The following is a 3129-nucleotide window of genomic DNA, read 5'->3' on the forward strand; positions in this document are numbered from 1 at the left end:
GTATAAGGGCCAGAGGTGGCGTGGCGCCACGCGCCACGGACAGCCGGCGGCGAAGCCGCCGGCGAAACCGCAGCGAGGGAGCAAACGGAGTGAGCGACCGAGTGAGGCGCGCAACGAGCGTGCGCCGCCCTCGCGACTGGGGCTTTGGAGGAGTTCACCGCCGATTCGTGATCAACTATTTATAAGCGAGCGGCTGGGACTTTAGAGGAGTCCGCCGCCGAGCCGCAGTCAACGAATTATAACCGAACACCGGAAGCGTCGTTTGCGTCCCGATCGGCTCCGTCCTATTCGCTCCGCGCCTTTTAATCGCCTCGCCCGCGAGTCCCGACGTAATGACCGGGATCCGGGTGCTCAGCTACAACGTCCGCTACGCCAACCGGGGCGACCACCACGACGCCTGGCACGACCGCCGGGACGCCGTCGGGCGACTCGTGCGGTTCCACCGGCCCGACGTCGCCGCGTTCCAGGAGCCGCTCCCCGAGCAGCGCGACGACCTCCGCGAGCGGCTCCCGGGGTACGAGTTCGTCGGTCGGGGCCGCGAGGCGGGCGGCGAGGGCGAGGGGTGTCCGATCGCGGTGCGGAGCGACCGCTGGGAAGTCACCGAGAGCGACACGTTCTGGCTCTCGGAAACCCCCGACAAGCCCTCGACCGGCTGGGACGCCTCCTACCCCAGAATCGCGACGTGGGCGCGGGTCCGCACCGTCGACGGCGACGCGGAGCTGCTCGTCGTCAACACGCACTTCGACCACGTCAGCGCGCACGCCCGCCGCGAGTCCGCCCGCCTGCTCCGCGAGCGGGTGCCGGAGACAGCGGCTGCGGACGAGGGCGACTCCGACGAGACGCCCCCGGTCGTGCTCGTCGGCGACCTCAACTGTACGCCGGGGTCGGAGCCGCACCGGGTCCTCGTCGGGGACGAGTCCGGCACGAGAGAGGGCGCTACTACGGGTGACACCCTCTCGCTCCGCGACGCCGCTCCCGCCGCCGACCTCCGGCACGGCCCGGAGACGAGCCTCACCGACTTCGCTCGCCTCATCGACGGCCGCCGGATCGACCACGCGCTCGTCTCGCCCGAAGTCGCGGTCGACGCGTTCGCGACGCTCACGGACCGCGACGACCGCGGGCGATACCCCTCCGACCACCTGCCGATCCTCGCGCGGCTGTCGATGTAGGGAGCGGCCGCTACTCCGCGTCGGTGTTGTCGGCCTCCGTGTCGGCGTCGCCGGTTTCCGTACCGGCGTCGTCGGCCTCCGCGTCGTCTTCGGTGTCCTCCTCTTCGGCGTACTTCTCCAAGATGGTCTCGTAGCCGCGCTTTGCGGTCTCGTACGTCTCGCGGAGGTCGGCCACCGGAGTCTCGCTCGCGTCGACCCGGAGGTCGTTGTAGTACGGGTCGTCCGCCTCTTCCTCCGTGTTCCGTACGAGCAGCGCGGCGGACTGGACTTCGAGGTCCTCGCGCTTGTCGCCGCCCGCGGCGTGGCCCGCCGCGAGGGCGTCGATCAGTCGCTCGGCGAGCGGCGCGTCGCCGTGCGCGTCGGACTCGTAGGCGGCCGCGGTGTCCTCGATCACGTCCTCGCCGGTGAGCAGGTTGCCCGCGACGGTGTAGTTCTGTCCCTCGCGGTGACCGTACCAGTCGTTGCACTCGTCGCCGGAGAACGCGAACGTCTCGTCGGCGTCGACGCCGTGGAGCTGGCGCTGTGCGCTCCCCTCGTCGGCGTTTAAAAGCGCCTCCAGCGCGTCGTCGACCGCGAGCCCGTCGCCGAGGTACTCGATCCCCTTCCGTCCCAGTTCGACGTTGACGAGCGACTGGGTCGCCACCGCCCCGTCCGACGACGCGAAGGGGCACAGCGTGCCCACGCCCGGCAGCCGGGTGGTGACCGCCACGCCGAACCGGAGCTGGTCGCCGCCGTCCTCGTCGGTGTACCGCTCGCGAACGCAGATGCTGAACGTCACAGGGGTACTGAGAGGGCGTCCAGCAAAAGGGTGGGTTCCGGGGGCGAGCTTTCCGGTTCTCGCCGCGGCGGACCGCCGCCCGGGCGACGCGAGGGGGAAGCGACGCCGCCGGCGCGCGCGAGCGATCCGCGGGGGCCCCGGAACCCCTCCCGCCGTCGATCTCACGAGCCCGGCATAAGCCCGACTGACGGACCGTCGGCGAACCGGCCGGATCCGACGATGGCGGCGCCGCCGGACCGCCCTCGTTGCGTGTCAACGGGCGACATACTTATCCGTGGCAATCCCTCCCACATATATAGCCTCGGATACGGGCGAAGCGATCACCGACGCCGGTGCGCACCCGGACGACGCGCCGCTCGCGGTTCGACGAGCCGTCGACACGCGCACGGAGAGCGGCAGCTCCGGCCGTCGCGTCGCCGATCCCGGTCTCCGAGCGAACGTGATACGATGGCAGACCGACACACGCTCGAACGGCTCAGCGAGGAGTACCAGACCGACGTCCCGGACGATCTCAGAGCGGCGCGGTCGTTCGACTGGTACCTCGACGCGCTGTACGACGACCCCGAGATCGCACGGAACGCGCACCAGCGCGTCGCGGACATGTTCGACCACTACGGGACTCGCTACAACGAGGAACACGGCGTCGTCGAGTACGCGCTCGCCGGGGAGGACCCGCTCCACGACGGCGAGAACGTCTTCTACGGCCGCGAGGTCCACGAGGCGATCCACGAGTTCGTCAACAAGGTGAAGTCCGGCGCCCGCGGGCTCGGACCCGAGAAGCGGATCAAGCTCCTCTTGGGGCCGGTCGGCTCCGGGAAGTCCCACTTCGACTGGCTCGTGCGCCGCTACTTCGAGGCGTACACCCGCGAGGACGCCGGGCGGATGTACACCTTCCGCTGGGTCGACCTCTGTTCGGTGATCGACGACCAGGACCCCGACGACGACGTCGTCCGCTCGCCGATGAACCAGGACCCGCTCGTCCTCCTCCCGCGGCCCCAGCGAGAGGCGGTGATCGAGGACCTCAACGAGCGGCTCGACGCCCCCTACACGCTTCGGAACGAACAGCACCCCGACCCGGCCGCCGAGCTATAACCGAACGAGCTGCCCGACCAACCACACGACGATCTCGCCGCCCGCCTCGACGACAACGCACAGGGCGCCGCACTACCCCCCAGCGGAAAC

General features: G+C 70.2%; 2 protein-coding genes and 1 pseudogene. 2 read left to right on the forward strand and 1 reads right to left on the reverse strand.

The annotated features are described in order from the left end of the window. The first annotated feature begins 332 nt into the window (after nucleotides 1–332). Nucleotides 333–1169, forward strand: a complete 837-nt coding sequence (locus tag B9G38_RS15540; RefSeq protein ID WP_086220976.1) for an endonuclease/exonuclease/phosphatase family protein — start codon at nucleotides 333–335, stop codon at nucleotides 1167–1169. Between the two features lie 10 nt (nucleotides 1170–1179). Here B9G38_RS15540 and B9G38_RS15545 read toward each other — a convergent pair whose 3' ends face one another. Further along, entirely contained in the window at nucleotides 1180–1947 is a 768-nt protein-coding gene (locus tag B9G38_RS15545) for a DUF1028 domain-containing protein (RefSeq protein WP_086220977.1), read from the reverse strand. A gap of 447 nt (nucleotides 1948–2394) precedes the next feature. On the opposite strand from B9G38_RS15545, the pseudogene B9G38_RS15550 reads away from it, so the two are divergent. Continuing rightward, nucleotides 2395–3129, forward strand: a pseudogene (locus B9G38_RS15550) (serine protein kinase PrkA); the annotation flags it as partial.

The sequence above is a fragment of the Halorubrum sp. SD612 genome, from assembly GCF_002135005.1.

What these genes read in the sequence shown, in the direction of transcription:
- B9G38_RS15540 (WP_086220976.1), top strand. Translation starts at nt 333, where the DNA reads ATGACCGGGATCCGGGTGCTCAGCTACAACGTCCGCTACGCCAACCGG.